Genomic DNA, 25,439 nt, shown 5'->3' with positions numbered 1-25,439 from the left:
AGGGCAGGGCATGGCGGAGCGGTGTTGAGGGGATGGCGGGCAGCCCGGGGGCCACCCGCCCTGGCCGGGCTTAGAAGAAGCCGAGCTTGTTCTCGTTGTAGCTGACCAGAAGGTTCTTGGTCTGCTGGTAGTGGTCCAGCATCATGGAGTGGTTTTCACGCCCGATGCCTGAGGACTTGTAGCCGCCGAACGCGGCACCCGCCGGGTAGGCGTGGTAGTTGTTGACCCAGACGCGGCCTGCCTGGATTTCGCGCCCGGCCCGGTACGCAACGTTGCCGTTGCGGGACCAGACGCCGGCGCCGAGGCCGTAGAGGGTGTCGTTGGCGATGCCCATCGCATCGTCGTAGTCGCTGAACTTTGTCACCGAAACCACCGGACCAAAGATCTCCTCCTGGAAGATCCGCATCTTGTTGTGGCCCTCGAAGACGGTGGGCTGGACGTAGTAGCCGCCGGCCAGGTCGCCGGGAAGCTCCGCACGGGCGCCGCCGATCAACACCTTGGCGCCCTCCTGCTTGCCGATGTCGATGTAGGAGAGGATCTTCTCGAGCTGGTCGTTGGAGGCCTGGGCGCCCACCTGGGTTTCGGTGTCCAGCGGGTTGCCCTGGATCATCTTCTCCACCCGTGCCACGGCGTCGGCCATGAAGGAGTCGTAGATGTCCTCCTGGACCAGGGCGCGCGACGGGCAGGTGCAGACTTCGCCCTGGTTGAAGGCGAAGAGCGCGAAGCCCTCCTGGGCCTTGTCGTAGAACGCGTCGCTGGTATCGGCGGCAACATCGTTGAAGAAGATGTTGGGGCTCTTGCCACCCAGTTCCAGGGTGACCGGGATGAGGTTCTGGCTGGCGTACTGGCTGATTAGCCGGCCGGTGGTGGTTTCACCGGTGAAGGCGATCTTACGGATGCGGGGGCTGGAGGCCAGCGGCTTGCCCGCTTCGACGCCGAAGCCGTTGACCACGTTCAGGACACCGGCGGGCAGGAGGTCACCGATGAGTTCCATCAGGACGAGGATGGATGACGGCGTCTGCTCGGCCGGCTTCAAGACTACGGCGTTGCCGGCTGCGAGCGCGGGGGCCAACTTCCAGACAGCCATCAGGATGGGGAAGTTCCACGGGATGATCTGGCCCACGACGCCGAGCGGTTCGTGGTAGTGGTAGGCGGTGGTGTCGTCGTCGAGCTGCGACAGCCGGCCTTCCTGGGCGCGGACGGCGGAGGCGAAGTAGCGGAAGTGGTCCGCGGCGAGCGGCATGTCCGCGTTGAGGGTTTCGCGGATGGGCTTGCCGTTGTCCCAGGATTCGGCGACGGCCAGCATCTCCAGGTTTTCGTCGATCCGGTCCGCGATCTTGTTCAGGATGGCTGCGCGCTCGGCCACCGAGGTCTTGCCCCACGACGGCGCGACCTTGTGCGCCGCGTCCAGCGCCAGTTCGATATCCTCGGCGGTTCCGCGGGCAACTTCGCAGAAGACCTTGCCGGTGACGGGGGTGATGTTCTCGAAGTACTGGCCTTTGACGGGGGCTACCCACTCGCCGCCGATCCAGTTCTCGTAGCGGTCCTTGAACGTGACCTTCGAACCCTCGGTGCCGGGCTGTGCGTAAACAGTCATTGCTAGCTCCTTTGCTGTGCGTCTGATGCACTGAGCCTAGGAGCCTGGAGGTTGCGGCAAGGTTGCAACTTTGTGGTCCAAGTCACTTGGCCACGGACGCGTTACGCCTACAGACCTGCTGCGAACGCATAGGTACCCGGCAGCGGCGACGGCGCCGCACCGAAGGAAAGCACCACCTCGTCGTGGGCTTTGAGGACCACGTCGGTCACAGCACCATCCCGCTTTGAGCCGTTGACGTAAGCACTCCAGCCTCCGGTTCCGCCATGCGGCGCACCGGAGGCATCGGTTCCGTCCAGGACCCCCCATTCGCGCAGGACCTGGCCCAGGGTGTACGTCAACCCGGGCGTGGGCGCTTCGATATGGATGATTCCGGTGGTGTCGTGGGTGTGCAGGGCGGAAATTCCGTTGGGCTGGCCGCCCGCGCTAAAACTGAAACCGATGTCAGCGGGGACCGTGATGGGCTTACCGTCGACAAACACATCCAGGTGGGCGTGATAGTGCTCGGCAGTGCCTTCGGCGTTCAGGACGTCCAGGCCGGCAGCTTTGATCCGGGCAGCGCCCGCTGCGGGATCGAGGGCCCAGCCGGCAGCCCCGGCGGGCGCTGCCGACGCGGGCACGGTTGCCGGGGAAGCAGACGGCTGGGAAGTTGGGGCAGATGCCCCGCACGCGGTGGTGCCGGCAATGAGTGCGGATACGGTCAGGGCAATGGCAAGGCGTTTGTTCAGCATGGGCGGCTTCTTTCGATCGGCTCTTTCCTACGGTATCGGCCGGAGCTGTATGTCCCCCGACTGCCGCACCCAGGGCGGCGCCGGTGACAGGGCCTGGGTGCCCGGTGATAATCCACCCACCGGCGGCGTGCCGTCTAGGCTCTCAGTTCGGCTTCCAGCCGCTCAAGATCGGCGACGACGGCAGCCCGCTTGGGCGAGCGCCGCGGCAGCAGCTTCAGGGCGGCGGTCCGGACATCGACGTCGTCCCTTGCCTCCGGAAGCGCCGCATACTTGAGCAGCGTCTCGGCACTGCCATCAGTCAGCACCGCTTCGCGCATGAGCGAGGCGACCCTGCCGCGCAGGTCGATGATGCCCGGCGCTTCGGACCGCGGCAGCACGGCGCCCCGGTAGATTTCGAGCGCAATGCGGTGGGCCCCGCGCTGCAGGCAGTTCAACACCTGGCCGCTGTCCGGGACCAGGTCCATGCCGAGTTTGTACGGCCGGGATCCGGGGACGGCGGCCGGGTTGAGCTGCTGTAGGATCTTGCGCAGCCGGACCATTTCGGCGCGGAGCGTCATGGTGGACCCGTCGCCCGGATAGAGCAGCACACTCAGCTCCTCGGCGCTCAGGCCATCGGGGTGGGTGCTGAGGAGGGCCAGGATTTCACTGTGCCGGGCCGACAGCGCCACCGTTTTGCCTTCGATGCTGAGCAACGCCTGGTCACGCCCCAACAGCTGCAGGCTATTGCGGTAAAGGCTGCTGCCTTCCTTCACACCGCCGGCGCCCGCTCCCCCGGCCCGCGCCGAACCTGGCATCGCCGCGGAACTGGAGTTCCGTCGTCGGGATGGCCTGCTGGCCAGGGTTGCCGCCAGCTGCAGCCGCTCAACGCGGAGCTGCGCTTGTGCCGCAGCGACCGTCGCCTCGACGAGCGACAAAGTGTGGGGCGCCACCGCGCTGGCCTTGCCCGTGATGTCCACAACGCCCAGCAGCGCGCCGGAATCCGGATCGTGGAACGGGACGGCGGTGCAGCTCCACGCGTGCACGGACCGCTGGTAGTGCTCCGCCCCGGAAATCTGGATGCCGCGGCCCAGGGCCAGGGCAGTTCCGGGAGCGCTGGTGCCTACTGTGGCCTCCGACCAGTCGGCGCCTGGCACGAACATCATGCCTTCGGCACGTCGCTGCAGGGCCGGATCGCCTTCCACCCAGAGCAGCCGGCCCACCTCATCACCAACCGCAACGAGCAGGCCGCTGTCGTGGCTCGGCTGGACCAGGAGCTTGTGGATCACGGGCATGATGCTGGCCAGGGGGTGCTGCCGCCGGTAATCCTCGAGCTCGTCCGTGTCCAGGGCAAGGGGCGCTTCGGGGTTGTCAGGGTTGGCCTTCAACCGTGCAGAACGCTGCCAGGATTCCTCCACCAGGCTGCGCAGCCCGGTGATGCTTATGCTGCCGGCCTGGCCGGCACCTAGCGGGTCGGATCCAGTCAGCATTTCATGGCCCGCCAGGGCATACCTCTGTGTCAGCTCCACGGCGTCGTCGCCACGTGCTGCCGGGTAGATCGGATTCCGCATTGAACTCCTGCCGGGCACAGCCGATTCCGGGGGTCGCAGGCTCCGGGGCCTGCAGGTGCCCCAGTCTAGCGGGGCACCCGGTGTTTGAAAACGATTCGCAGGATGATTTTCCCCGCCCCTCCCCCGGAGTTAGGCGCGGGAAATGTTGACCATGTCCTCGCGCGGGACTACTTTGATGCGTTCACGCACGACGTCGGCGGTCCCATCGGTGCCGACCCATTCTGCTCCGAGGGCTGCTTCGTGCGCGTCGAGCTTGATCCAGCCCTCCCACGTTGTGTACTCAATGCCGCGCTCTTCCAGGAGGTGGATGATGGCCTGCGGATCCGGGTTCTGGGCCGGAGGCAGGCTGAGCCGGTCCTCCAGCAGGAAGCCGATGGTCTCCAGGGCATCGCCCTTGGTGTGGCCGATGAGGCCCACCGGTCCGCGCTTGATCCAGCCGGTGGTATAGATCCCCGGCACGGGGTTGCCCCCAGCATCCAACACCCGGCCTCCCTCGTTGGGCACCACACCGCGTTTGGCATCGTATTCCAGCTCATCCAGCGGCGAGCCGTGGTAACCGATGGCTCGGTACACGGCCTGGACCGGGTAGTCCACAAACTCCCCCGTGCCCTTGACGTTGCCGGTTCCGTCGAGCTGCATCCGCTCGAACTTGATGCCGGCCACGTGACCGGACCCGCCGCCGGTGCCCTCACCCCCGTATATTTCGACCGGGCTGTGCAGGAAATGCAGGTGCAGGCGGCGGGAGGACGGTTCTTCCGCCTCCGCGTGCTCTTCCACCAGCCAGTTGGTGAGGGTGTTGACCATGGTTTTGATCTGGTTGTTGCTGCGGATGGCGTCATCGGAGGCCTCGTCGAATTCGAAGTCCTCCGGGTACAGCACAATGTCCACGTCCTTCATGTGGCTCAGTTCGCGCAGCTCCAGCGGGGTGAACTTCACCTGGGCGGGGCCGCGGCGGCCGAAGACGTGGACGTCCGTGACGGGCGAGTTCTTCAGGCCTGCGTAGACGTTGTCCGGGATCTCCGTGGTGAGCAGCTCGTCGGCGTGCTTGACCAGCATCCGGGCGACATCCAGCGCCACGTTGCCGTTGCCGATCACCGCGATTTCTTTGGCGTCCAGCGGCCATTCGCGGGGTACATCGGGGTGGCCGTCGTACCAGGACACAAAATCGGCCCCGCCGAAGGATCCGGCCAGGTCGATGCCGGGGATCGGCAGGTCCGCGTCCTTGATGGCGCCGGTGGAGAAGATCACCGCGTCGTAGAAAGCGCGGAAGTCATGCAGGGTGAGGTCGCGGCCATAGGTGACGTTGCCAAGGAAACGGATGTCGCCACGGTCCAGGACTTTGTGCAGGGCGTTCACGATGCCCTTGATGCGGGGGTGGTCCGGCGCAACACCGTAGCGGATCAGGCCGTACGGCGCCGGGTAGGCCTCGAACAGGTCGATGCTGACCTCAAAGTCCCCGTCCTTGACGCCGTTGGACTTGGTCAGGATGTCCGCCGCATACACACCTGCCGGTCCGGCGCCGACGATGGCGACGCGGAGTGGACGCTTGGAGGTGGTTTCGCCTGGGTTAGACACCGGGAGCCCTTCTGGAACGAGGAGATTGCGCCTAAGCGCACAATGCAGGTTGCGCACGGTGCAGGTTGCACACAGTGCCCCTATTCTAAATGTGCCCGGGCCAGGATCGTGCCAGCTGGGCAGCGTACGGCCGGCCGCGGCACAGGGAGGCTAACCGCTCCTTTGCAGCGGCACCACATCACCCTCCCGGTACAGCAGCGCCCGGAGCTCGGACTCGGCAGACTGCACCCGGTGGGGATCGATGGTCTCCCCCGCGGCAAAGTGGTCCAGCAGCCGGGGATCAACATAGCTTTTGCGGGCGATCGACGGCGTGTTCCCCAGCACCGCCGCCGCGTCCTCCATGGCCATACTGATGGCGCGCTTCCGCGCAGCCACCTTTTCCTGGGGCCCGCTGCGCGCCAGGCTGACGGCAGCCGCCACGGTCCCGCGCAGCGTCCTGAAGTCCTTGGCGGTGAAGTCCCGGCCGGTGCGCTCCTTGACGTAGCCGTTGATCTCGGCACTGGTCACCGGATGCCAGCTGCGCCCGTCCTTGTAGGCCAGCAAACGGGCGTTGGCACCGCGGCGCTTAAGGGTCCGCACCAGGGCGGCAAGATCGGCGTCGTGGATTTCCGATTCCCAGTCCTTGCCGCTCTTGGCCGGGAATCTCAGTTCCAGGGATTCCTTGCGGACGTGGACGTGCGCGCACAGCAGGGTGGCCAGGCCGCGGCTACCGTTCTCATTGGTGTACCGCTCGGAACCCACCCGAAGGGATCCGCTGTCCAGCATCCTGAACGCCGCCGCGAGGACGCGTTCCCGGCCAATGCCGTCGCTGCGCAGGTCAAGGGTTACCAGCCGGCGGGCGGCGGGCAGCGACTCAGCCAGCTGCAGGGCACGGTCGAACTTCACCCGGTCTTTCCGCTCCCGCCACGCCGGATGGTAGATGTACTGCCGTCGCCCCACGGCATCTTCGCCGGTCGCCTGGATGTGCCCGTTCTCGAACGGCGCGATCCAGACGTCTTTCCAGGCCGGCGGGATCCCGATGCTTTCGAGCCGGTCCCGGATGGGCCCGGGCGGCAAGGTGGAGCCATCCAGGTCGCGGTAGCTGAAGCCCGTCCCCGCGGCCACTCGCCGGTAGCCGCGGCCGTTGGCGTTACTGCGCCGAAGCCTCATGGCGTGGCATCCTGCCGGTTCGTCCGTTCCATAAAGGCAAGCCTACTGACGAATTGGCGGAATACCCGCCGGGAGCGTGATGTTATGGGAGACGTGCCTACTCCCCACGGTCCCGCCCCCGCCACCAAAGCCGCCGCCGCAAAAGCTGCGGGCGGGCGTCCGGCCGCAGGCCGACCCCAAGCTCCGGCCCTCAAGGCCGTGGACAAAGAGACGACGGCGGGAATCCTGTTCGGGTTCGGCGCCTACGGGCTGTGGGGGCTGCTTCCCCTCTACTTCATTGCGCTGCTGCCGGCCGGGGCGGTGGAGATCGTGGCCAACCGTGTGGTGTGGTCGGTGCTGTTCTGCGCCGCGCTGATTACGGTCACACGGTCCTGGCGGGCCCTGGGCAATGCCTTCCGCGACCGTTCCGTCTTCGGCGCCCTGACCATCGCCAGCGCCCTCATCGCCGTCAACTGGCTGACCTACACGTACGGCGTGACCACCGGCCAGGCTGTCGAAGCGTCGCTCGGATACTTCATCAACCCCCTTGTCTCCGTACTCCTCGGCGTGATTTTCCTCAAGGAGAAGCTGCGCGCCCTGCAGTGGGCCGCCGTCGGAATCGGCTTTGTTGCCGTGGCTGTGCTCACGGTGAGCTACGGCAAACTGCCGTGGATCGCCCTGATTCTGGCATTCAGTTTCGGCCTGTACGGGTTCGTGAAGAACCGCGTTGGCCGCAAGGTGGATGCGGTGACAAGCCTCAGCGTCGAGACCATGGTGCTCGCTCCCCTGGCCGGCGCCACCATGGTGTTCCTCGGCCTGAATGGATCGGCTACCCTCGCCACCCAGGGTCCCGGCCATTTTTGGCTCCTCGCGGCGTCCGGCGTGCTCACGGCAGTGCCGCTGCTGTTCTTCGGCGCTTCGGCCCGCAGGCTTCCGTTGACCACCATCGGGCTGCTGCAGTACGTGGCCCCCATGCTCCAGTTTGTCGTGGCGCTGCTGGTCTTCAAAGAGGCCATGACACCGGACCGCTGGATCGGTTTCGGGGTGGTGTGGCTGGCGCTGCTGGTCCTGACAGTGGACATGCTGCGGACGGCAGGGAAAAACTCGGCCGCTAAACGGCTCGCCCGGCGCTAAGGGCGTTGCTGCCCGGCGGCCCGGCGGTCAGCCGCCCAGCGCACGCCGCATGGCGTCGTACGCGGGCCTTGGCTTCCCGTCGTCGAACAGGAAGTCGTGGCCCTGCTGCAGGCTGCCGGCGTCGTCGATCGCCCAGTTGTAGCGGTTGTCGACGCCCCACGTTGTGTAGGAGACGCAGGCACGCGAGCTCAGGCAGGTGGCCAGCACCGAGGCGTACTGCTCTGCCTGGGCGTCCTTGCCATGGCCGTCCGTGACGTCGTTCTCGGAGATGCGCACACGGAGACCGGCCGCGTCGAACGTGGCGAGCGTCTTGGAAAGCTGTGCCGGCGGAATGGCGTCGGTGTCGAGGTCGTAGATGTGGGCCTGGAGGCCGACGCCGTAGATGTGGCCGCCCTGGGTGTTGGTGTCGAGTGCCAGCTTGAGCAGGGCGTCCTGGCGCGCCCCCGGCACGTCGGCTCCGTTCTCGTTGATGAACTGCTTGACGTCCGGATCGGCGGCGTAGACCGCTTTGGAGACGACCGCCGGGTAGCCGGGCCCGAAGACGCGGTACCAGATGTTCTGCTGCATGCTGGTCCCCTGGTCCACGTCGAAGGGCTCGTTGACGACGTCGAGCGAGGCGAGCTGCCCCTTGAAGTGGGTCACCACGGCGTTGAGGTAGTCGAGCAGGGCAGTGGCGCTGGATTTGCGCTCCGAGTCCGTGCCGCTGGGCAGCTGCTGCATCCAGCGCGGCATCGCCTCACTGAAGGCGATGGTGTGGCCGTGCACGGTCATGCCTTTGCTCTTCGCGAGGGCGACGATCGCGTCCGCTTCCTCGAAGGTGTAGACGCCCTGCTGCGGAGAGAGGAACTGCGGCTTCATGGCGTTCTCCGGCGTGACGGAGCCGAAGTTGCCCACGAGCTCCCGGGCGTAGTCCGCGTCCGAGGCAAGCGGTCCGAGTGCCACGGCCGCACCGATCTTGAAGTCCGGCCGGGTTTTGGCGGCCAGGGCCTGGAGGCCGTCGGCCGACGACTGCCCGTCGGCAACCGCGACCCCCGATGTGCGCAAGCCGGCGCTCTCCGGCGCAACTGCCTTGAGGGACGTGACGTCGAAGGCCCCGGAATCGCTCGATAATCCGAGCCACAACTCCCCGGAGGAGAACAGCTTTCCGAGGGGCAGCGAGGAGAGCGTGTCCCCGCCGCTGGTGACCGCGAGCGTGTCCCCGGACCTGTGCACCGATAGCGGCGCTCCCGGGTCGTTTACCGTCACGTGCTCGTCGTGCACGGGGACAGGCTGCGTCATGTCTTTCTTCTGGGTGCCATCGAAGACGGCAATCTCCAGGTTCTTGCCTTGGAGCGTGAGCCGGAGGCCGGCCGGCTCGATGCGGAACTCGTCCGCGATCACCGGGGGACGGTCATACAGCGCCCAGGACGCATCCGCTTTCACGTCGGCGAACGTCGCGCTGAGTGTGAAGTCCCCGCCGACCACCAAGTGTGTGCCGGCCAGGTTGAGCGGCGGGTTCGGCTGGCCTCCGGCACCGTTCTGTTCGACGATGCGCCTGGCGGTGGCGGTGACCTGCAGGCCGTTGCTCCCCGCCGTCACGCCCGGAATGTCCTGCCAGCTCTGCTGCAACAGGTCGACATTCACATCCGGCTTCGGTGTTGGTTCGGGTGAGGAGCAGCCGCCGAGGACGACGAGAAGGCCGGACGCCACCAACACCATCAGTGAGTGCGCGCGTCCGGCCATCTTGTGTCCTCTTCCCCGTTGTTAAGGCTTGGTCCAGCGGACGTCGTCGAAGTACGCCTGCACTCCCGAGTTGCCCTGGACGATGACCTGCAGGCTCGCCTTGGCAACCGCAGTGGTGCTGGGCGAGTACGTCAGGTCAACGTTGGTCACGCCGGCGGCCGTTACCCCGAGCTTATACTGCCCGGAGATCCACTGGCCGGCGGCGTTGTACTCGTCGATGTAGAAGCCCACCTCACCGCTGGTTCGCGCCGCGACGTTGAGGTAGCTGGCGATCTTGTAGGTACCGGCCGTCACCGCAACCTGCGGGGAGAACAGGTGTTTGTTCGCCGTGGTGGCCGTCGCCTTTACCGAGTTCACCGGGTTGGCCGGGCTACCGTGGTTCGCGGCGTCGGCCACGATGGTGCTGGCCGAGTCCGTTGTCCAGCCCGAGCTGATGCCGGCGTCGAAGGTGCCGTTGGCGACGAGGTTGGACGCCGGCGGCGGGGTGGCCTCCGCGCCGAGCGCCAGCATCTGCACGTTGTCCACGTACGCCGTGATGCCGGTTCCGGTCACCCAGACCTGCAGGCTCGCCGAGGCCACATTGGTGGAGCTCGGCGTGTAGTTGAAGTTCATCGACTCCACCCACCGCGAGTTCTCCCGCTTGCGGAACTGCCCGGAGATCCACTGTCCGGCGGCGTTGTACTCGTCGACGTAGAACCCGACCTCACCGGTGGTGATCGCGGCCACGTTGAGGAAGGCCTTGAACATGTAATTGGTGGTCGGCGTCACGGGGACCGTGGGCGAGAACAGGTGGCCTGTGGTGGCGCCCGAGACCAGCTTCACCGATTTGGCGGAGTCGGGGTAGCTGCCGTTGTTCCCGGCGTCCGCGGTGATCGTCGCCGGGGCGTCGGTCCGCCAGCCATCACCGAGGCCGTTGTTGAACGTCGGATTTGCGAGCTTGTTGGGGGTGCCGTTGACCAAGCCCTTGCTGACGTTGACGTTCTTGATCTGGCCTGCAGCCACTTTCGTCTGCACGTACGCGGCGAGCTGGTCCAGTTCGGCGGTGCCGTACTCGTAGTCGTCCGGGACCTTGCTTGGGCTCGGCCTGATGTCGTGGAAGGTAAAGACGACCCACTGTTTGTTCGCGATCGCCGCGTCCACCTGGGCCTTCAGGTTGGCCACCGGGGTGGTGACCTCCTGGACGGGGACGTCGCGGATGAGGTAGTCGCCGAGGGGCCAGGGGTTGTTGCCGGTGTCGGCGAAGCCGCGCATCGAGCTGTAGTACTTGGCCACCTGGGCGAGCGCGGTCATATCGTAGTCGCCGTACGGCGGGGCGAACGCTGTCGGGTTGAAGCCGTTGGCTACCAGCGTGGCCTTGCTGTTGGCCAGCTCGGCGTCCACTTGGGCGGCCGTCAGCTTGGTGGCCTGGCAGTCGTTGCCGACGCTCACCAGGCACTGATGGTCGACGGTATGGGACCCGATCTCCCAGCCGTAGGTGTTCTGCAGCTGCGTGATCTGGGCCCACGTCATGTAGGGCACATCAGTGTTCGCCCGGCAGGTGTTGGGCGCGGTGGTCATGCCGACGCAGCCCGTGATCACGTAGTTGGTGCCGGTCAGCCCGTATTTCTGCAGTGTGGGCGCCGCCTGCGTGAGCGCGCTGGCCTGGCCGTCGTCAAAGGTGAAGGACACCAGCGGTGTCGGCGCCGGGTTGTCCACGGCGGCGTATGCGGCCGCCGGGGACAGCAGCGCGGTGGCCATGGCCCCCACCGCCCCGATGGCGACGAGCTTGGAGCGCCCCCGCGCCAAGCTGGATCTGATTCCGATCATGAGATTCTCCGTTTCTTGTCGGGAGGCCGACGGCGCCGGGCGACACAGCCGAATGGTGATTACGGGCCCTGCAACTGCTTGAACGCCTGCGCGACCGGCAGGACTTGGATGCCGCTTTGGTCGATGAGCTGCAGCTGGGCGCCGAGGGCGTCGCTGGTGATGGTGCTCCGGTCCGCCGCGATGGTGTGCTCCTGGGTGCCGGTGTTCGCCGGGGTCGCGATCTGGTGGTAGACCATGATGAGCCAGCCGTTCGCCCGGGACGTCTCGGCGAGCGCTTCGGTCAGTTGGGCCGGAGTGGTCTCGTCAGTGACGTAGAAGACCTTCAGGTCGTGCGGGTTGAGGGTCTGCCGGGTGTTGATGCCATCGTCCGTCCCGCGCATGATGTCGAAGTACTTGCTCGCGTACCAGTCCACCTGGGGGTCGGACCGTCCGTACGGGGGTGCCAGGTCGTCGGTGCTGAGGCCGGCTGCCGCCAGGGCCTCCTCACACTTCCGCAGCTGCTCGTCCAACCGGTCGGTGGCGATCGAGGTGAGATCGAGGTGTTCGTAGCTGTGTGCGGCGATCTCATGTCCGGCGTCGTGCATCCGCTGCACCTCGGCGGCCGTCACGAAGTTCGGCGTCTCGATGGAGCTGGGATTGACGTACTGGGTGGTCAGGAAGCCGTGCTGGTTCAGCAGCGGCAGGGCGCGGTCGTACATCGACTGCCAGCCGTCGTCGAACGTGATCGAGACCATGGGCTTGTCCCAGCGGAGGGGTCCTGGTTTGGTGATGTCGTTCAGGGAATAGTCGCGGACAGCTGTGGTGCCGTCCCCGTGCGACACCAGCGTGACCAGCACCGATTTGGCCCCCGCGGGGACCTGGAACGTCTCCCCGATCGTCGTCCATTCGCCCGCCGGGGGCACCGTCTCCAGGTTGTGGAACTCGCGGCCGCCGGCTGCGAGTTCGAATTCCGCCACCACGTCCACCTGGCGCTCGGACTGGTAGGTCGCGCCGAACTCGAAGTACCGGTCGGCGGTCACCGGGACCGGCTCGTACTGCCACTTCGCTTCGCCGTTCTGATAGTTCGAGAGGCGGGTCCAGAGGAAGTTGCCGGCGCCGTCCTTGCCGCGCCCTGATTCCAGGGTCGAAGCCCCGGAGGCGTACGGGGACCATGGGTCAGGTGCGCCCGGCTGGGGACCGGCGAGCCCGGGGTCGGGGATGAGGTTAGGGCCCCTCGTCGCCGCAGGCGGCACCCGGACGTCATCCGCCGCCTCGAGGTACGCGCCCTCGACCTGGAAGGTAGCCGTCGATGAGAGTCTGAAGACGTACTCCACCGCGGTGGTCGCACTTCCACTGTCGAACGCGTCGCTCACCGCGAACGCGCTGTTGCCCGGCCGCTGGAGAGGGTTCCGCAACTGCTCGAGAGTGGAGCTGCCATTGGCGCTGTACTCACGACGCAGCATCGTAAAGTCCGCATCGCTGGTGGTGAACGCCTTGAACAAGTAGGTCTTGCCGGGCTGGACATCCACCCGCGGGCTGGTCAGCGTGACATCGCCCGAGGCGTACTGCGTGATGTTGAGCTTCAGCGCCTGGCCGCTCAGCTGTCCCTTGACCTGGTCCAAAGTGGTCAGGGCGTCCCCGCTGTGGCGGACATCCCAACCGCCCACGGGGCTGGCGGACGCCGAGGGGACCGATGCCACTGCAGCGCCCGCCGTCGTCGCAACGAGCGTGGGGAGCAGGTTCGCGCCGGGCCGCGCCTGAGCGATGCTGCTCTTCCCACCGGTGTACAGCAGCCACCCGGCGGAGATCAGGACGACCACCACCGCGATAACCACGAGCGGATTCAGCAGTACACGGACAATCCACCTGCGTCTACGCACGAGCTACTACCAGCAAGCTGCCGGCCCGCTGCGGCGACTTCCAGGTGTTGATCTCGGGACGCCGGAACAGGCCGCGCGAGCGTGCGATGCAGCGAACCGCCGCCGTCAGTTGCACCAGGTCCATGATGTAGAACAGGAAGTACGCCGTCGGCGCGTAGATGGACAGCCGAACACGTTCACGCAGCGTCAGGTTCTCATCCAACCAGATCGTCAGCAGCGTGTAAGCGGTGATGGTGGCGTACGCCCCAAGTATCAGGGCGGGCGTCTGCGTGACCAGCGACCAGTAGACCGCGTACGTCCAGGCCAGGGGCGAGACGAGTAGCGTGAACTCGCTAAGCACCGCCATCGGCATCCGGTAGTAGGTCAAGGTGCGGGTGTACCGGCGACCCGGGTTGAGAATCATTCCGCGGTACTTGATGAGGTTCTGGAGGCTTCCGTACTTCCAGCGGTAGCGTTGCTTCGCCAAGGCGCGGAGGGTGAGAACGCCCTCGGTCTTCGCCACCACGTCAGCGCCGTAGATCATGCGGAATCGCCGGTTACCCAGGCTAGTGATCTTCGCGCTCAGGCCGATGTCCTCGGTCAAGGTGTCCGTGTCGTAGAAGCCGACCTTGCGCAGCACTCGCATGCGATACGTGGAGGCGACGCCACCCACCACGAACTCGCAGTTCAGCAGCGAATAGAGCTTCTTCGAGCGGTAGCCGATCATGTGCTCGAACCGCTGCAGGATGCCGAGGACCGTCGTCTCCTCGAGAATCTGCACGTTGGCGGCGACACCGGCCACGTACGGGTCGTCGAAGTAGGACAGCGCGTTCCTGATGGCGTTCGGCCCGATAATCGAGTCGGCGTCGAGTGTCATCACAAACTGGCCGCGCGCGTGCCGGCGAAGCGCGGCGTTGAGCGCTGCGCCCTTGCCGACGTTCTTGCGCATCCGCACGATGCGTAAGTCCATCTCGGGATGGCGCACCTGGTAGTCGCGGGCGAGTCGACCGGTGAGGTCACTGGACGCATCGTCCGCGACGAGGACTTCGTAGGACCGGTAGGTGCTGCGCCGGATGGAGTCGAGCGTCCGGACGATCACCGCCTCCTCGTTGTGGGCGGCGATGGCGATGGAGACCAGCCCGGGCACCTCGGGGAGGGCACGGCGGGTCCAGGTTGCCGTGGCCGCACACTCCGGCTCGTACTCGACGGGAAGCCGGACGCCCTTTATCCCCTTCCGTCGCTGCTGCAGGATGTCGTAGAAGTTCGCGCCCACGAGGTATAGGCCGAAGTGCACGACGTAGAGGATGCTGACGCCGGCGAACAGCCAGAAGATCACAAGCGCGATGTCCATGCTCAGGCCTCAGTGGAGTTCGAAGCGAGCGCGGGCAGCTGCGCGGCGGACCGGGGCTCGGAGCGCCAGTTGCGGGACCCGAGGCGGGCCACCGGCATGGACGAGGCAACGGCGGCCGGCGCAGAGGCAGGCCGCAGGAGCTCGTCGAACGTGGCGTTCGTGACGGAGCCGGTCAACTGGAGGGCGGCGGTCAGCTGGACGGCGGCCGGCTGGACCAGATCGATCACGGCCGTGGTGGTCGGCACGACGGCCGTCGGAACGGCAGCGGTCGGCACGACGGCGCTAGGAACTGCAGCGGCCGGAACGGCTGCGATCGGCGCCACGGTCTCGGCAAGAGCCGCGCGCGCGGCGCGACGGCGGGCACCGCGCCGATACATCCCCACGCCGACGAAGCGCATGACCACGGTGAGGATCACCAGGGCCCACAGCCCCACGCTCAGCTGAGCCACGAAGCCGAGCAGGCCTTCGAACATGGCGCTGTCCCGGCCGAAGGTCGCCTGTGCAATCAGGGCGACGCCCTCGGGTAGCGTTGAAAGCTGAGTCATTGCGTTTCCCCTGTCTCAAGCAAGATATTGTCACTGGCAGTGGGGCGTCGCTTCCGCTCCGGGGGCGTAGCCACTCCGGCGTCGAAGTACCCTGTGTCGGTGGAAGTCCCTGTCATCGCGCGATTCCGGACGGCAGCGTCCTTGGCCGGCGGCTGACACGGAACCAATGGGCACGGAGCTCCGCTGACCGAGGCCGGGAGGCGACGGGTCAGGCCGCCGGCAGTGGCGCCGGCGTTCCCCAATCCCGTCTCCGCGGTTTCGATACTATGGAGGGGTTTCATGCCGAGTCTCCTCAGAGTTGGGCCTTCCAGGAGCTGCTTACAAGGCCCGTTGGTAAGTCCAAGTTACGTACCCTTGCGGACACCAAACACGAGTAGCCAGTACTCTAAAAGTTTCTTGGGGGTACTTACGGAAAGCGCCTTGCGGAGGCCGGGAGTTAGGTAGTTCCGCATGACAAGGGTGGGGGTATTAGGTACTTGCCCCTCGGGGACGTTAGGTAGTGCCTCCCTGACACGCCACCAGGACTGCGAGGAAGCAGCACCCCCGCGGCAAGAGATGGTGCCTGTTTCGTCAGCTTCCATGCGGATACGCTGAGGGTGGCAGGCAAGAAATCTTCGGCAAGGAAGCAGGCCAAACTCGTGAAGCCTCACAACGTGGATCTGCTCGTGGTCGGCGGCGGCAAGGCAGGGAAGTCCCTCGCCATGGACCTGGCCGCGGCAGGCCAGAGCGTCGCCATGGTGGAACGCGGCATGATCGGCGGCACATGCATCAATGTGGCCTGCATCCCCACCAAAACCCTCATCAACAGCGCCCGGCTCCTGAAAACCATGCACAGAGCCGCGGAATTCGGCATCACCGGCGCCGAGTCTCCCGCCGTCGACGTCAACCGGCTGCGCCACCGCAAGGACGACGTTGTGGACACCATGGTGGCCGGGCAACGGAAAGCGTTTCTCGGCTCCGGCATGGACCTGGTGATCGGCGAGGCCAAATTCGTTGCAGAACGCACCGTTGAAGTGGCCCTCGACGGCGGGGGCACCCGCACCATCAGCGGAACCAGCGTGGTTATCAACACTGGAATGGTTCCTGCCCTGCCTGCCATCGACGGCCTTGCGGGTGCGAGTGTCCTGACCAGCGAGAGCATCCTTCGGCTCGTGGAACTGCCGCGCAGCATCGTGGTGCTCGGGGGCGGCTACGTCGGTGCGGAATACGCGTCGATGCTGCATCTCATGGGCGTCCGCGTCACCGTGATTCACCGCGGGGCGCACCTGTTGGGCCGTGAGGACGCGGACGTGGGCGCGGCCGTGGGGGAAGTCTTCACGCGCGACGGCATCGAGATGCGTCTCGGCGTTGAGGCCATTAAGGTCGCCCGCGCCGCCGACGGAACCGTGACGGTGAACCTCTCCGACGGCGCCACCGTCACCGCGCAGGACATCCTGGTTGCGCTGGGCCGCACGCCTGTCACGGCAGGGCTGGGACTGGAGAAGACCGGCGTCGAACTGACGCCACGCGGGTTCGTGGCAGTGGACCAGCACCTCCGCACAACTGCCGACGGCATTTGGGCGGCGGGGGACGTGGCCGGTTCACCGCAGTTCACCCACGCGTCCTGGAACGACTACCGCATCCTCAAAGCCAACTTGGCCGGTGGCGACCTCAGCACCACGGACCGGCTAGTTCCCTACGCCGTGTTCATCACGCCGGAGCTGGGCCGCGTTGGCCTAACCGAGGCCGAAGCACGGGCTGCCGGGTACAACGTCCGGATTGCCCGCATGCCCGTTTCCGCCATTCCGCGGGCCCGCACCATCGGCGAGCTCGACGGCGTCTGGAAGGCCGTCGTCGACCGTGACACCGACCTGATCCTGGGCGCCGCGCTGCTCAGCGCCGAGGCCAGCGAAGTCACCGCCGTTGTCCAGATGGCGATGCTGGGCGGCCTGCGCTACCAGCAGGTGCGCGATGCCGTGATCACCCATCCCACCATGGCCGAGGGCCTCCAGCTGTTGTTCAGCGGCGCCTTCCTGGAGTAGCGGCTGCTACCCGGGCGGCGCGCCTTAGGGCGGGCCGCTAGGCGTTGGCCCTGATGGCGGCCGCCAGGACGTCCAGGCCGTCGTTCAGCAGCGCGTCGGTGATCACCAGCGGGGGCAGCAGGCGGATGACGTTGCCGTAGGTGCCGCAGGTGAGGATGATGACGCCCTCGTTGAGGCAGGCGGCCGCGACGGCTTTGGTCAGCTCGGGGTTGGGATCCTTCGAACCTGCACGGACCAGTTCGATGGCCAGCATCGCACCGCGTCCCCGGACGTCGCCGACGACGGGCTTCCCGGCGCCGGCCAGTTCTTCCTGAAGCGTTCGCAGCCGGCCCGTGGCCAGTTCCTCGATGTGGCGGGCCCGGGCGTTGAGGTTGTACTCCTCCATGGAGCCGATGGCAGCCAGTGCCGCGGCGCACGCCACGGGGTTGCCGCCGTAGGTGCCGCCCAGTCCGCCAGCGTGGACGGCATCGAGCAGGTCGGCGCGGCCGGTGATGGCGGAGAGCGGCATGCCGCCGGCGATGCCCTTGGCCATGGTGATGATGTCCGGGACCACACCTTCGTGGTTGACCGCGAACCACTCGCCGGTGCGGCAAAAGCCGGACTGGACCTCGTCGGCGATGAAGACGATGCCCTTGTCCTTGGCCCAGGCAGCCAGGGCCGGCAGGAAGCCCTCGGCCGGGACAATAAAGCCGCCCTCGCCCTGGATTGGTTCGATGATGATCGCGGCAACCTGCTCCCCGCCGATCTGCTTCTCGATCATGGTGATGGCACGGTTGGCGGCCTCGGCGCCGGTGATGGCCGGGTTCTCCTCGCGGAACGGGTAGCTCATTGGCATCCGGTAGACCTCGGGCGCGAACGGGCCGAAGGTCCCGGCCGGGCCCGACTTGTACGGCATGGCCTTGGCGGTCAGTGCCATGGTCAGGTTGGTGCGGCCGTGGTAAGCGTGGTCAAAGGCCACGACGGCGTCACGCCCCGTGGCGAGGCGGGCCACCTTGACCGCATTCTCCACGGCCTCGGCGCCTGAGTTGAAAAGCACGGTGCGCTTCTCGTGGTCGCCGGGGGTCAGCCGGTTGAGCTGCTCGGCGAGGGCCACATAGCTTTCGTACGGGGTGATCATAAAACAGGTGTGCGTGAAGTGTTCGACGGCTTCCTTCACGGCCCCGACGACGGCGGGATCGGACGCGCCGACGCTCGTCACGGCGATGCCCGAGCCGAGGTCGATGAAGGAGTTGCCGTCCACGTCGTGGATGATCCCGCCGTCGGCGTCCGCCACATAGACGGGGACGCTCGAGGCGACGCCCGCGGCAACCACTGCCTTGCGCCGTTCGGTCAGGGCGACGGACTTGGGGCCCGGGAAGTCGGCCTGGACGCGGCGTTTCTGTTCCAGGCGGAAGACGATGTCATTTGCGGTGGTGGTCATGGGGTTCTTTCTTATGAGTCGAGGGCGGACATGACGTGCTTGATGCGCGTGTAGTCCTCGACGCCGTACATGGAGAGGTCCTTGCCGTAGCCGGACTGTTTGAAGCCGCCGTGGGGCATTTCGGCGGTCAGGAGGATGTGGGTGTTGATCCAGACGGCGCCGAAGTCAAGGTCACGGCTCATCCGCATGGCCGTGCCGTGGTCAGTGGTCCAGACGCTGGAGGCAAGGGCGTAGTCGACGTCGTTCGCGAGCTCGAGTGCCTCAGCCTCCGTAGTGAACTTCTGCACCGTGATGACCGGGCCGAAGGTTTCCTTCTGAACGATGTCGTCCGTCTGTTTGGCCCCGGTAACGATGGTCGGTTCGAAGAAGAAGCCCTTCTCCCCCGCCCGGTGGCCGCCGGTGACAATCCTGCAGTTCTCCGGAAGGTGCTCTACCACAGAGGTGACGGCGTTGAAGTGGTTCACGTTGTTCAGCGGGCCGTAGTAATTGTCTTCATCGTTCTGCGAGCCGGTGTGCAGCGTCTTGGTGTGCTCCACCATGGCGGCCACGACGTCGTCGTGCACCGAATCCTCCACCAGCACGCGCGTGATCGCGGTGCAGTCCTGGCCGGCGTTGAAGAAGGCAAACTCGGCGATGGCGGCGGCGCTCTTTTTGATGTCCGCGTCCTTGAACACGATGGCCGGGGCCTTGCCGCCGAGCTCCAGGTGGGCGCGCTTGAGACCGCGTGCAGCACCGGAGGCCACGGCGATGCCGGCCCGGACGGAACCGGTGATGGACACCAGGCCCGGGACCTTGTGCTCCACCATCAGGGCGCCGGTTTCGCCTGTTCCCAGCACCACGTTGAGGACGCCGGCGGGCAGGATGTCGCCAGCCAGCCGGGCCAGCACCAGGGTGGACTCCGGGGTGGTGTCGGAGGGTTTGAGGACTACGGTGTTCCCGGCGGCGAGGGCTGGGCCGATCTTCCAGATGGCCATGAGGAAGGGGTAGTTCCACGGCGCCACCTGCGCCACCACGCCAATGGGTTCGCGGCGGACGAAGGACGTGTGGCCTTCGAAGTATTCGCCTGCGGACTTTCCTTCCAGGATGCGGGCGGCGCCGGCAAAGAAACGCAGCTGGTCGGCCCCGGCAGCCACTTCCTCGGACGCGATCAGCGAGCGCACCTGGCCCGTGTTGCGGTGCTGGGCTTCCACCAGTTCGTCACTGTTGGCCTCGACGGCGTCAGCGAGCTTGAGGAGCATCAGCTGGCGCTGGCCGGGAGTGGTGTGCTTCCAGCTCTTGAACGCATCCTTCGCGGCGGCCATGGCGGCGTCAACGTCCGCCTGCACTGAAACCGGCGCCTTCGCCACCACCTCGCCGTTGGTGGGGTTGACGATGTCCAGCACACTGGTGCCGGCCGGGGTGACGAACTCTCCGTTGATGAAGTTCTGCAAGGTCTGAACCACGATGTACAACCTCTTTCAGGGGGAACACCAGTGCGGTGTTGCGACTGCTCTGAGCCTATGCCCCAGCCCGGAGGACGGGAATAGCCACCTGCACACCGTTCGCCGCCATGTTTAGTGCGCCCGCCCAGCGCGTGGCTATCCTTGAGGCATGGCCATTTCCCTCGCGATGCTGCTCGGTGTGCAGTCCCTGCGCCTTTCCAAGGCAGGACTGGCGGAGACCACCTGGCACCACGACATCAACTGGGTGGCGGTCACGGAACTGGAGGACCCGCAGCGTTTCCTCAACGGCGGGGAACTGGTGCTGACCACCGGGATGCGGCTGCGCTCCGCGCCGGAACAGCGCCGGTTCGTCCGCCAGGTCCAGCGCGCGGGGGCCGTTGGAATCGGATTCGGCACCGGGCTGACGCACGAGGACGTTCCATCGGCGCTGATTGCCGAAGCCAACCGCTGGGGCCTTCCGGTGGTCCGGGTCCCGTACGAGACGCCGTTCATCGCCATCGGAAAACTGGTGGCCGATGCCCAGTCCGCCGATCATGTGGCCAAGCTGGAGCGCCTGATCGCAGGCCATCAGATCCTGGCCCGGGCACTCCTCACCGGCGGCGGCCTGAGCCAGCTCCTGAAGCACCTCGGTGGCATGCTCCGCACTGAGATCGCCCTCACACAGTTCACGGCCCTCCTGCACAACAGCAGCTCCGAACTTCCCTCCGCCCGCACTTGGGCCTCCTATCCGATTCCCACCGGACGCCGTGATGCTTGCACCTTATGGGTCCGACTGCCCTTCGAGGATTCAGGCATCATCGGCTACGCCCAGAACCTGATCAGTGTGGAGCTGAACAACATGGTCAAACAGCGCCAGGCCCAGCGTGCGTTGTGCGGCCAGGTCCTGGAAGACGTCATCCACGGCGCCCTTGAGACGAGCGAGGCACAGCGCCGGCTGGCCGGTGTTGGCGTGAACAGCACGCGCCGGAACGTAGTACTGCTGGCGGTGTCCGCCGCGCATCACAAGGCGCTGGTGAGCACCTCGGTGCCGCAGGTCCTGGAGAACGCGGTGGCCGCCGCCGTCGGGCAGGACCTGGTGGTGGTGGTGCACGACGACGGCGGTGCGGCGCCTGAGCTGGCGCGGCAACTGAGTGACCACCTGGCTGAGTCGGGGATCCACGCGACCATCGGCATCGGCGGCGCGTACACAAAACCGAACGGCCTGCGCTGGAGCTACTTTGAGGCCCGGGACGCGGCCAGCCACGGCCTGCCGGTGAACGAGCCCGAACGCCTCAGCCTCACGTCACTGCTGCTGGCCAGCGAGGACGTTCCCCTGACGGACATGGCCAACGAGTCCCTCAGCCCGCTGCGCACCTTCGATGCGGCCCACGGGTCGGAGCTGATGACCACGCTGGAAACCTACCTGAACCACAACGGCTCGGTGGCCGCCGTCGCCGAGGCCCTGACCCTGCACCGGAACACYGTGCGCTACCGGCTGGCGCAGATCACCGAACTGACCGGCTACGATCCTTCGCTCACCGCGGACAGGGTGCAGCTCTGGCTCGCGCTGGCGGTGGCCCGGCTCGGCGCGCGGCAGGGCTGAACACCCTCCCGCTCCCTTTTTGCGCAAACGCGGGGGTCCACTAAACGCCCGATATACGGCCCTGGACGGGCGTTATCTAACCCCGCGTTGCAGGGTTTTGCGGGACTTCCTGCGTGCCTTCCAATACTTCGCTTCGGCCTCGGCTGCCAACTGGACCTGCCGGGTGTGGAGCGTGACGAACGCCGAAACGACCTCGTCCGGGAGTTCGGACATGGCGGCAAGCCCGGCCAACCGGTCCCGGGCCACCACACTGTCCTGGAAATCGCCGAGGATCTCCTGCTGCCGGTGGGCGGCCTGGGCAATTTTCATGGCGCGTTTGCCATGCACGGGCACCATGGATTCCGCCACGTGCCGCAGCCTTTTGGCATCCTTGCGGACCTGGTGAAGGGTTTCCTCGTGCTCGGCTCCGCGGCGGGCACGCTTAGCTTTCCGGGCTGCGCGCTGCAACCGCTTGGCAGCTTCGCGCGCCAACCTGCCGGTGGCTTTGCGGGCCGGGGCTGCCCCCTCGGGCCGTGTTGGCGGCTGGTCCCGGAAGGCCTCGAGGTCATCAAGGAGCCGGAAATACCGCTCGGACAGCAGCGTTTTCTGGAGTTTCCGATAGGCAGTGTCCATGGTGTTGCCGAGTTCTTCTTCGAGCCGGTCCGCTGCCGCCTTCGAAGCCGGCCCCGGGGGCAGTTCCGCCGCGTGCCCGCGCAAACGGTCCAGCATCACTTCTGCGTCGCGCGGCGATCCCAGCATCCCGCCGAGCCACTTCAGCTCATCCCGGAGGCGCCGCACGGTGACTGCACTGTAAAACCTCTTATAGGCCGCGAGCGCCGAACGTGCCCGACGGGTGGCCGAGCGCAGGTCATGTACGGCCTCGGGCTCCTCCAGCCGCACGCCGGGGTCGTTCGCCAGCATTTCGCCGATCTGCGCAGCCAAATAAGTGATCAGGAGGTCCGAGACCGGCCCCTTCTTACCGCGACCCTTATTACTGAGCCCTTTCTTCCCGCGGCCCTTCTTAGGCGGCGGCTTGACGGCCGAAGCGGTAACACTCGCTCCCGGCGCCGCTGCGTCACCAGCGCCCTGCAGAGCTTTTGCCAGTTTCGACCCGTGCTCCGCCGGGCGTGCCCCGGCAGCTGCGAGGATATCCTCGGCCGCCGGAAACAGGTCCGGGCTTCCGTGCACCAGTTCAAGTTCCCATTCCCGCCACTGCTGGGTGCCCGCCGCCTCGTCCAGCGCACCGCTGCGCTTGAGGATTTGCGCGCTGACCCGATCATCCGCCAGGTCCGCGAGGTGCACCCCGTCATCGCCGTAAAGCGGATAGGTGGTGCGCTGCGTCTCCAGTCGGACAGCAGGCAGGGGATCGTCGCCGCGCAGATACACCAGCAGGTACGCCAGCAGGGTGTCAGGAACGACGCCGGGCTGGCCCAGTGGCGCCCGAAGCTCGAGGCGCCGCTGGGGTTCTGCAGACGACCCGGCGCCCGCACTCTCCGAACCGGCACCCTCTCGCGGGGGCAACTTCGCGTGCCACCCGGCGTCACTGCCGCCGGTGCGGCGGCGGAGGGTGATTCCGCGGGCACCGAGCGCCGAGTCTTCGGTGTCGAAGTACACCGCTTCGAGCTGGTCCACTCGCGGCTCCCCCACCCGGGCGATCCCGGAAACCTCCCTGAGGTCCGGCACCTCGGCGTCAGCGCCGACGTCGTACTTCTTTTCGACCTCAACTTTCTGGGAAGCCATGACCAGCCGTCCTTCCAGTGTCACCCCGGGCCTCCATGGCCTGCTGGCCCGAGTCTATGCCCGGGACGTTAACAGTCGGAGACATTCAGCACAGAAGCCGAAACATCAAACGTCCAACGTCTAACCTAAAGGACATGACTGCCCCGCCCGCGCCGCCCGCCCCGCCCGCATTGTCCGCATTGTCCGCCGCCCCGCCCAAGCCGCGCTCCGCCGTCGTGCTTGGCGTGGTGGCGCTGGTGCTCATCGGGCTGAACCTGCGGGCGGGGATTTCCGGCGCATCGGCACTGCTGCACGATCTTCAGCAGGTCCTGGGCTACGGGCCGCTGCTGGCCGCCGTTATCCCTTCCATCCCCACCCTGTGCTTTGCGTTGGCCGGGGCGGCAACCTCATGGCTGACCGGCCGGCTGGGCGTTGAGAAGGCCATCCTGCTGGCATTGGCATTCCTGGCCGGCGGGCTGCTGCTGCGGGGGATCCCGGCAACCGGCATGCTGCTGGCGGGTACGGTGATCGGGATGTCCGGCCTGGCCGTCTGCAACGTGGCCATGCCGTCGTTCATTCGCGAACATTTTGCCCACCGCACGTCAATGATGACCATGCTTTACACGGTGACGATGACCACCGGCGCCACTGTCACGGCAGTAGCTGTCATCCCGATGTCGCTGGCGCTTGGCTCGCCGTCCGCCGCGGTGGGCGCGATCGGGTTCCTGGCGCTGGCGGCGTTCCTGGGCTTCCTGCCCGTGGTGCTGCACACGCACCGGCACAGCGTCCGTGCCTCAAGCACCCCCATTTCGCCGTGGCCGCTCCTGCGAACCCGAAAGGGCCAGCTGCTCACCGCCATCTTCACTCTGCAGGCACTGTTGGCCTATGCGCTCATCAGCTGGTTCCCCTCAATGCTGATCACCATGGGCGTGAACGCGGCGGACAGCGGCCTCCTGTACGGGCTGATGCAGCTGGTCTCAGTGCCCGCCGGCATGGTGATCATCGCCATCGGCTCGCGGCCCCGCATGCTCCGGCCGGCGCTGTATCTGGTCAGCATCATGATGGTGGCCGGCCTGGCGTCGCTGCTGTTCCTGCCGGTGAGCCTGGCCGTTATTTCCGCTGTCCTGCTCGGGTTCGGCCTGGGCATCTTCCCGCTGGTCATGGTGATGATCAGCCGGAGCGGGACGAGCACTGCCGAGACAACCGCACTGTCCACACTGGCGCAATCGACTGGCTATCTGCTGGCGACGGCGGGTCCCTTCGGTACCGGCCTGCTGTACGGGGTGACCGGCAGTTGGACCCTGCCCGTGGCATTGCTGCTGGGCCTCGCCGTGGTCCAGGTTGCGGTGGCCCACCTGATCTCGCGCGCCCCCATCGCTGTCCGGAAAGGCAGGACCGCATGACCCTGAGCACGTCGCACCGTCAGCCGCTCACCGACGAAGTCACCGCAAAACTCCGCCAGATGATCCATTCGGGCGAATGGCAGCTGCAGCAGCGCATCCCTTCGGAGACGGAACTGGTCCAGAACCTGGGCGTCTCCCGCGGCACGCTCCGCGAAGCCATTAAGGCCTTGGCGCACAGCGGGATGCTGGAGGTCCGCCGCGGCGACGGCACCTATGTCCGTGCCATCAGCGAGATCTCCGGCGCGGCCCGGCGGATGTACCAGGACCACACGGAGGGACACATCCTCGAAGTCCGGCTCGGCCTGGACACCCAGGCCGCCAGCCTCGCCGCCAAAAACGCAACGGCCGACGACGTCGCCGCCCTGCGCGCCGTGCTCACCACCCGGGAGGTCGCCTGGCATGCGGCTGACTTCGAGGGATGGGCCCGGGCCGATTGGGAATTCCATGCGCGCGTGGCCCAGGCCTCTGGTAACCCGCTGCTGCACGAGCTCTATGTCAGTTTCGGTGACGTCTTCCACCAGGACCTGCTCAAGCAGCAGCGCAAGGGCCGCCTCGACGGCCTCACGAACGAGGGGCACGGCGCCCTGGTGGATGCCATCGAGGCCCACGACGCTGCGGCCGCGGTGGCGAGCGTTAGCCAGAACCTTAACTCGTGCGCGGAGTGGCTGCGGGCGTAGGCGTGCGTTTCCTGCGTGGCGGCCCAACTAGGTGGCAGCCGGTGTCGTTTTGAGCCCTCATACCGACATGTGCTGCTACCTAGACGATATGAGGTGAGGGTGGTTGGGTTTCCTGTCCGTCCGGGGCGGCCATTGTCGCCGGGCGGTCCCGCGGCGCCGGCTTGATGCTGGCGGGTTTCCGTCGTGTTGGGGAGGCGGCGCCGCGGGGCCTATTGCCCGGCGGAA

At 66.6% G+C, this 25,439-nt stretch carries 18 protein-coding genes; 5 read left to right on the top strand and 13 right to left on the bottom strand.

Features of this window, described 5'->3' with window-relative positions; translation table 11 throughout:
• Nucleotides 1-70 precede the first annotated feature (70 nt).
• The 5 genes from exaC to AC1DIM_RS10580 all read right to left on the bottom strand — a co-directional run bounded on the left by exaC (nucleotide 71) and on the right by AC1DIM_RS10580 (nucleotide 6,596).
• The gene (exaC, locus tag AC1DIM_RS10600; protein WP_477710444.1) at nucleotides 71-1,597 is read right to left on the bottom strand and encodes an acetaldehyde dehydrogenase ExaC; all 1,527 of its coding nucleotides are present in this window, start codon (nucleotides 1,595-1,597) and stop codon (nucleotides 71-73) included.
• Between the two features lie 107 nt (nucleotides 1,598-1,704).
• Entirely contained in the window at nucleotides 1,705-2,325 is a 621-nt protein-coding gene (locus tag AC1DIM_RS10595) for a hypothetical protein (RefSeq protein ID WP_477710443.1), read from the bottom strand.
• Between the two features lie 134 nt (nucleotides 2,326-2,459).
• Nucleotides 2,460-3,872 (bottom strand): helix-turn-helix domain-containing protein, encoded by a 1,413-nt coding sequence (locus tag AC1DIM_RS10590; RefSeq protein WP_477710442.1) that lies wholly within the window; start codon nucleotides 3,870-3,872, stop codon nucleotides 2,460-2,462.
• Nucleotides 3,873-4,001: 129 nt separating this feature from the next.
• The gene (locus tag AC1DIM_RS10585) at nucleotides 4,002-5,447 is read right to left on the bottom strand and encodes an FAD-dependent oxidoreductase (protein ID WP_477710441.1); all 1,446 of its coding nucleotides are present in this window, start codon (nucleotides 5,445-5,447) and stop codon (nucleotides 4,002-4,004) included.
• A gap of 150 nt (nucleotides 5,448-5,597) precedes the next feature.
• Nucleotides 5,598-6,596: a DNA topoisomerase IB gene (locus tag AC1DIM_RS10580; RefSeq protein ID WP_477710440.1), complete on the bottom strand. Its 999-nt coding sequence runs from the start codon at nucleotides 6,594-6,596 to the stop codon at nucleotides 5,598-5,600.
• 84 nt (nucleotides 6,597-6,680) lie between these two features.
• On the opposite strand from AC1DIM_RS10580, the gene rarD reads away from it, so the two are divergent.
• Nucleotides 6,681-7,709, top strand: coding sequence for an EamA family transporter RarD (gene rarD, locus AC1DIM_RS10575; RefSeq protein ID WP_477710439.1), 1,029 nt, complete (start codon nucleotides 6,681-6,683; stop codon nucleotides 7,707-7,709).
• A gap of 27 nt (nucleotides 7,710-7,736) precedes the next feature.
• On the opposite strand, the gene AC1DIM_RS10570 is transcribed toward rarD, so the two are convergent.
• The 5 genes from AC1DIM_RS10570 to AC1DIM_RS10550 are packed head-to-tail and all read right to left on the bottom strand — an operon-like array spanning nucleotide 7,737 to nucleotide 14,971.
• Nucleotides 7,737-9,431 (bottom strand): endo-1,4-beta-xylanase, encoded by a 1,695-nt coding sequence (locus AC1DIM_RS10570; protein ID WP_477710438.1) that lies wholly within the window; start codon nucleotides 9,429-9,431, stop codon nucleotides 7,737-7,739.
• A gap of 21 nt (nucleotides 9,432-9,452) precedes the next feature.
• Nucleotides 9,453-11,237, bottom strand: coding sequence for a polysaccharide deacetylase family protein (locus AC1DIM_RS10565; RefSeq protein WP_477710437.1), 1,785 nt, complete (start codon nucleotides 11,235-11,237; stop codon nucleotides 9,453-9,455).
• A gap of 59 nt (nucleotides 11,238-11,296) precedes the next feature.
• Nucleotides 11,297-13,096: a polysaccharide deacetylase family protein gene (locus AC1DIM_RS10560; protein ID WP_477710436.1), complete on the bottom strand. Its 1,800-nt coding sequence runs from the start codon at nucleotides 13,094-13,096 to the stop codon at nucleotides 11,297-11,299.
• Nucleotides 13,089-14,426, bottom strand: a complete 1,338-nt coding sequence (locus AC1DIM_RS10555) for a glycosyltransferase family 2 protein (protein WP_477710435.1) — start codon at nucleotides 14,424-14,426, stop codon at nucleotides 13,089-13,091. Before AC1DIM_RS10555 ends, AC1DIM_RS10560 begins: the two co-directional genes overlap by 8 nt.
• Nucleotides 14,427-14,428: 2 nt before the next feature.
• Nucleotides 14,429-14,971, bottom strand: coding sequence for a hypothetical protein (locus AC1DIM_RS10550; RefSeq protein WP_477710434.1), 543 nt, complete (start codon nucleotides 14,969-14,971; stop codon nucleotides 14,429-14,431).
• A gap of 638 nt (nucleotides 14,972-15,609) precedes the next feature.
• On the opposite strand from AC1DIM_RS10550, the gene AC1DIM_RS10545 reads away from it, so the two are divergent.
• On the top strand, nucleotides 15,610-16,992 hold the full coding sequence (locus AC1DIM_RS10545) for a dihydrolipoyl dehydrogenase family protein (RefSeq protein ID WP_477710433.1): 1,383 nt from the start codon (nucleotides 15,610-15,612) through the stop codon (nucleotides 16,990-16,992).
• 37 nt (nucleotides 16,993-17,029) lie between these two features.
• Here the strand turns inward: AC1DIM_RS10545 and gabT are convergent, their stop codons facing one another.
• Together gabT and AC1DIM_RS10535 are read right to left on the bottom strand one after the other, a co-directional pair.
• Nucleotides 17,030-18,412, bottom strand: coding sequence for a 4-aminobutyrate--2-oxoglutarate transaminase (gabT, locus tag AC1DIM_RS10540; protein WP_477710432.1), 1,383 nt, complete (start codon nucleotides 18,410-18,412; stop codon nucleotides 17,030-17,032).
• An 11-nt stretch (nucleotides 18,413-18,423) separates the two neighbouring features.
• Entirely contained in the window at nucleotides 18,424-19,854 is a 1,431-nt protein-coding gene (locus AC1DIM_RS10535) for an aminobutyraldehyde dehydrogenase (protein WP_477710431.1), read from the bottom strand.
• A 148-nt stretch (nucleotides 19,855-20,002) separates the two neighbouring features.
• Between AC1DIM_RS10535 and AC1DIM_RS10530 the strand changes: the two genes are divergently transcribed.
• Nucleotides 20,003-21,436 (top strand): PucR family transcriptional regulator, encoded by a 1,434-nt coding sequence (locus AC1DIM_RS10530; protein WP_477710430.1) that lies wholly within the window; start codon nucleotides 20,003-20,005, stop codon nucleotides 21,434-21,436.
• Between the two features lie 72 nt (nucleotides 21,437-21,508).
• Here the strand turns inward: AC1DIM_RS10530 and AC1DIM_RS10525 are convergent, their stop codons facing one another.
• Nucleotides 21,509-23,155 carry a CYTH and CHAD domain-containing protein gene (locus tag AC1DIM_RS10525; RefSeq protein WP_477710429.1) on the bottom strand — a complete coding sequence of 549 codons (1,647 nt, stop codon included), beginning with the start codon at nucleotides 23,153-23,155 and terminating at the stop codon, nucleotides 21,509-21,511.
• A 134-nt stretch (nucleotides 23,156-23,289) separates the two neighbouring features.
• Here AC1DIM_RS10525 and AC1DIM_RS10520 point away from each other — a divergent pair, with 134 nt between their 5' ends.
• Nucleotides 23,290-24,537, top strand: a complete 1,248-nt coding sequence (locus AC1DIM_RS10520; RefSeq protein ID WP_477710428.1) for an MFS transporter — start codon at nucleotides 23,290-23,292, stop codon at nucleotides 24,535-24,537.
• The gene (locus AC1DIM_RS10515) at nucleotides 24,534-25,214 is read left to right on the top strand and encodes a FadR/GntR family transcriptional regulator (protein ID WP_477710427.1); all 681 of its coding nucleotides are present in this window, start codon (nucleotides 24,534-24,536) and stop codon (nucleotides 25,212-25,214) included. The genes AC1DIM_RS10520 and AC1DIM_RS10515 overlap by 4 nt, the downstream gene beginning before the upstream one ends.
• The last annotated feature ends 225 nt before the right edge of the window (nucleotides 25,215-25,439 follow it).

This window comes from Pseudarthrobacter sp. 01T43 (assembly GCF_056398665.1).
The sequence above is the reverse complement of the archived record's forward strand: the minus strand, read 5'-3'. Positions and strand labels throughout refer to the sequence as shown.